Origin of the sequence: Flaviflexus huanghaiensis (genome assembly GCF_014118685.1) — a bacterium.
Classification (GTDB): domain Bacteria; phylum Actinomycetota; class Actinomycetes; order Actinomycetales; family Actinomycetaceae; genus Flaviflexus; species Flaviflexus huanghaiensis.
This window is the reverse complement of record NZ_JACFAK010000024.1, coordinates 1-5,326: the sequence shown is the minus strand read 5'-3', so window position 1 is coordinate 5,326 and position 5,326 is coordinate 1. Positions and strand designations below refer to the sequence as shown.

Below are 5,326 nucleotides of genomic sequence, written 5' to 3'. Positions count from 1 at the left end.
ATGTGTGGAGGGCCCGGGACTGGTGTCTCGGGCCCTGCACGGGGGTGTGTATGGCGGCGGTGTCCTACTCTCCCACACCCTCGCGAGTGCAGTACCATCGGCGCTGGTGGGCTTAGCTTCCGGGTTCGGAATGGGACCGGGCGTTTCCCCACCGCTAGAGCCACCGCCAAAAATTTTGGGGTCACATCGTGTGTGGTCGTATGTGGTTATGGGCTGGTCACGGGTGGGTTGGGTGGTGACCGTACAGTGGACGCGAAACACGCAGTTCGTGTGACACAAAGGGATGTGTCTTGTGTGTGTTTGTGAATTTTTTGGCCATTAGTACCAGTCAGCTTCACACCTTACGGTGCGTCCACGTCTGGCCTATCAACCCTGTGGTCTGCAGGGGGCCTTCCCCACCACATGGTGGGTGGAAACCTCATCTTGAAGCAGGCTTCCCGCTTAGATGCTTTCAGCGGTTATCCCTTCCGAACGTAGCCAACCAGCCATGCACCTGGCGGTACAACTGGCACACCAGAGGTTCGTCCGTCCCGGTCCTCTCGTACTAGGGACAGCCCTTCTCAAGTTTCCAACGCGCGCAGCGGATAGGGACCGAACTGTCTCACGACGTTCTGAACCCAGCTCGCGTACCGCTTTAATGGGCGAACAGCCCAACCCTTGGGACCTACTCCAGCCCCAGGATGCGACGAGCCGACATCGAGGTGCCAAACCATGCCGTCGATATGAACTCTTGGGCAGGATCAGCCTGTTATCCCCGGGGTACCTTTTATCCGTTGAGCGACGGCGCTTCCACAAGCCACCGCCGGATCACTAGTTCCTGCTTTCGCACCTGCTCGACGTGTCAGTCTCACAGTCAAGCTCCCTTGTACACTTGCACTCGCCACCTGATTACCAACCAGGCTGAGGGAACCTTTGAGCGCCTCCGTTACCATTTAGGAGGCAACCGCCCCAGTTAAACTACCCACCAGGCACTGTCCCTGAACCAGATCATGGTCCGAGGTTAGATGTGCAATACGACCAGAGTGGTATTTCAACAATGACTCCACACCCACTAGCGTGAATGCTTCACCGTCTCCCACCTATCCTACACAAGCCGCACCGAACACCAATACCAAGCTATAGTAAAGGTCCCGGGGTCTTTCCGTCCTGCTGCGCGTAACGAGCATCTTTACTCGTCGTGCAATTTCGCCGAGTTCGTGGTTGAGACAGCGGAGAAGTCGTTACGCCATTCGTGCAGGTCGGAACTTACCCGACAAGGAATTTCGCTACCTTAGGATGGTTATAGTTACCACCGCCGTTTACTGGGGCTTAAATTCCTAGCTTCGCCCACCACAAGGGTGAGCTAACCAGTCCTCTTAACCTTCCAGCACCGGGCAGGCGTCAGTCCGTATACATCGTCTTACGACTTCGCACGGACCTGTGTTTTTGATAAACAGTCGCTTCTCCCTGGTCTCTGCGACCCTTGCCCCTAACCCGCATGGGGTTTCAAGGCTCAGGTCCCCCTTCTTCCAAAGTTACGGGGGCATTTTGCCGAGTTCCTTAACCACGATTCTCTCGATCGCCTTAGTATTCTCTACCTGACTACCTGTGTCGGTTTCGGGTACGGGCGGCTGGTACCTCGCGTCGAGGCTTTTCTTGGCAGTACAGGATCACCCTACTTCCCCCATCACGGGGTCATCATCAGACCTCACCCTCAATGTTTCCCGGATTTGCCTAGGAAACGGGCTGCGTCCTTAAACGTGCCAAGCCATAAGACACGCGGTGGCTACCTCTCTGCGTCACCCCTGTTACTACGCTTGCCTACCGTAAGATCAGGTCCCACGCGCACCACCACACCCTCTCGAAAGACGATGTGACAGCTTGGGTGGTTAGTGTCCCTCACCTCAGCATTGGACGGTACTTCGCCGGTCACCAGAATATCAACTGGTTGTCCATCGACTACGCCTGTCGGCCTCGCCTTAGGTCCCGACTAACCCAGGGCGGATTAACCTGGCCCTGGAACCCTTAGTCATTCGGCGGACGGGTTTCTCACCCGTCTTTCGCTACTCATGCCTGCATTCTCACTCGTCACCATTCCACCAACGCTCACGCCCTGGCTTCACCACAATGACGACGCTCCCCTACCCAACAAAACACGAATGTTTCATTGCCACGGTTTCGGCGGTGTGCTTTAGCCCCGCTACATTGTCGGCGCACAATCACTTGACCAGTGAGCTATTACGCACTCTTTCAAGGGTGGCTGCTTCTAAGCCAACCTCCTGGTTGTCACTGCAACTGCACATCCTTTCCCACTTAGCACACGCTTAGGGGCCTTAACCGATGGTCTGGGCTGTTTCCCTCTCGACTACGAAGCTTATCCCCCGCAGTCTCACTGCCACGCACACGTGACCGGCATTCGGAGTTTGGCTGACGTCAGTAACCCGGTGGGGCCCATCAGCCATCCAGTAGCTCTACCTCCGGCACGCTACACGCAACGCTGCACCTAAATGCATTTCGGGGAGAACCAGCTATCACGGAGTTTGATTGGCCTTTCACCCCTACCCACAGGTCATCCCCTCCATTTTCAACTGAAGTGGGTTCGGGCCTCCACACGCTCTTACACGTGCTTCACCCTGCCCATGGGTAGATCACCCCGCTTCGGGTCTAGAGCATGCGACTCAACCGCCCTATTCAGACTCGCTTTCGCTACGGCTACCCCACACGGGTTAACCTTGCCACACACCACTAACTCGCAGGCTCATTCTTCAAAAGGCACGCCATCACCCCACCAACGGAGGCTCTGACGGATTGTAGGCGCCCGGTTTCAGGTACTATTTCACTCCCCTCCCGGGGTACTTTTCACCATTCCCTCACGGTACTTATCCACTATCGGTCACTAGGGAGTATTCAGGCTTACAAAGTGGTCTTTGCAGATTCACACGAGATTCCACGAGCCCCGTGCTACTTGGGACACGCATCAGACAACATCATGCAGTTTCGTCTACCGGGCTCTCACCGTCTACGGCCCTGTTTCCCACCAGGCTCGACTACCACACAACATCCATCCCGACCCCTTTACGGAGGGCCGACAACACGCTCCCACAACACCGCATGCGCAACGCCCGTACGCTCTCACACACACACGGTTTAGCCATCATCCGCGTTCGCTCACCACTACTAACGGAATATCTCTTCCTGCGGGTACTAAGATGTTTCACTTCCCCGCGTTCCCCCACACACCCTATACATTCAGGTGCGGGTCACCCACCATAACGTGGGCCAGGTTTCCCCATTCGGACACCCTCGGATCACAGCTCGTTTGCCAACTCCCCGAGGCTTATCGCAGGCTACAACGTCCTTCTTCGGCTCCCAGTGCCAAGGCATCCACCGAACGCCCCTACAAAATTCACAACAAAAGAAACTCTTCGATTCACACAAACCAAAGATGCTCGCGTCCACTATACAGTTACCAAACAACCCACCCACACCACACACACCAACCAACAGGTCCAATGCGCACAGCAGAGCAGCCAGGGCTGTTGACCCCAAACCCCAACAGCATGCCGTTTCCTGTCCACACAATCTCTTGTCCCCAGTGCACACTCAGCAGCACACCACTCGCTACCCCATCGGCAGGGACATCGCCACCACACAACCACCACAAACACAACCTGTTCATGAACACTGACCATATGGATTTCGGGAAACAATCTCCCTAGAAAGGAGGTGATCCAGCCGCACCTTCCGGTACGGCTACCTTGTTACGACTTCGTCCCAATCGCCAACCCCACCTTCGACCGCTCCCCCCACACGGGTTAGGCCACGGGCTTCGGGTGTTGCCAACTTTCGTGACGTGACGGGCGGTGTGTACAAGGCCCGGGAACGTATTCACCGCAGCGTTGCTGATCTGCGATTACTAGCGACTCCGACTTCATGGGGTCGAGTTGCAGACCCCAATCCGAACTGAGACCAGCTTTAAGGGATTCGCTCAGCCTTACGACCTCGCCACCCTCTGTACCGGCCATTGTAGCATGCGTGAAGCCCAAGACATAAGGGGCATGATGATTTGACGTCATCCCCACCTTCCTCCGAGTTAACCCCGGCAGTCTCTCGTGAGTCCCCACCATAACGCGCTGGCAACACGAGACAAGGGTTGCGCTCGTTGCGGGACTTAACCCAACATCTCACGACACGAGCTGACGACAACCATGCACCACCTGTACACCACCCCGAAGGCTGCCCCATCTCTGGAACATCGCAGTGTATGTCAAGCCTTGGTAAGGTTCTTCGCGTTGCATCGAATTAATCCGCATGCTCCGCCGCTTGTGCGGGCCCCCGTCAATTCCTTTGAGTTTTAGCCTTGCGGCCGTACTCCCCAGGCGGGGCACTTAATGCGTTAGCTACGGCGCAGAAGCCAAAGACCCCCACACCTAGTGCCCAACGTTTACGGCATGGACTACCAGGGTATCTAATCCTGTTCGCTCCCCATGCTTTCGCTCCTCAGCGTCAGTTATAGCCCAGAGACCTGCCTTCGCCATCGGTGTTCCTCCTGATATCTGCGCATTCCACCGCTACACCAGGAATTCCAGTCTCCCCTACTACACTCAAGCCTGCCCGTACCCACTGCAAGCGCGGAGTTAAGCCCCGCGTTTTCACAGCAGACGCGACAAGCCGCCTACGAGCTCTTTACGCCCAATAATTCCGGACAACGCTCGCGCCCTACGTATTACCGCGGCTGCTGGCACGTAGTTAGCCGGCGCTTCTTATGCAGGTACCCTCAACCAGGCCAAAACCTGGACTTGTTCCCTACCGAAAGAGGTTTACAACCCGAAAGCCGTCATCCCTCACGCGGCGTCGCTGCATCAAGCTTTCGCTCATTGTGCAATATTCCCCACTGCTGCCTCCCGTAGGAGTCTGGGCCGTATCTCAGTCCCAGTGTGGCCGGTCACCCTCTCAGGCCGGCTACCCGTCGACGCCTTGGTAGGCCATCACCCCACCAACAAGCTGATAGGCCGCGAGCCCATCCCCTCCCAAAAAATCTTTCCAACAACCACCATGCGGCAGCCGCTGACTATCCGGTATTAGACCCAGTTTCCCAAGCTTATCCCGAAGAAAGGGGCAGGTTACTCACGTGTTACTCACCCGTTCGCCACTAATCCACCCCCAGAAAACTGGAGACTTCATCGTTCGACTTGCATGTGTTAAGCACGCCGCCAGCGTTCGTCCTGAGCCAGGATCAAACTCTCCGCAAAAAACAGAGAAGCTCAAAACAGCTCCAAAAAAACAAAACAAAAAATCATCAAACAAAAAACGACACACTATTGAGATTCAAAACAAACAACCCACA

Annotated in this window: 3 rRNA genes; all 3 read right to left on the bottom strand. The window is 55.9% G+C overall.

Annotated elements, in window-relative coordinates:
• Positions 1-51 precede the first annotated feature (51 nt).
• Positions 52-168 (bottom strand): 5S ribosomal RNA (rrf, locus tag H7E91_RS11250).
• 131 nt (positions 169-299) lie between these two features.
• Positions 300-3,390, bottom strand: a 23S ribosomal RNA gene (locus H7E91_RS11245).
• Between the two features lie 308 nt (positions 3,391-3,698).
• A 16S ribosomal RNA gene (locus H7E91_RS11240) occupies positions 3,699-5,231 on the bottom strand.
• Together the 16S, 23S and 5S rRNA genes form the textbook arrangement of a ribosomal RNA operon.
• Positions 5,232-5,326: the final 95 nt, after the last annotated feature.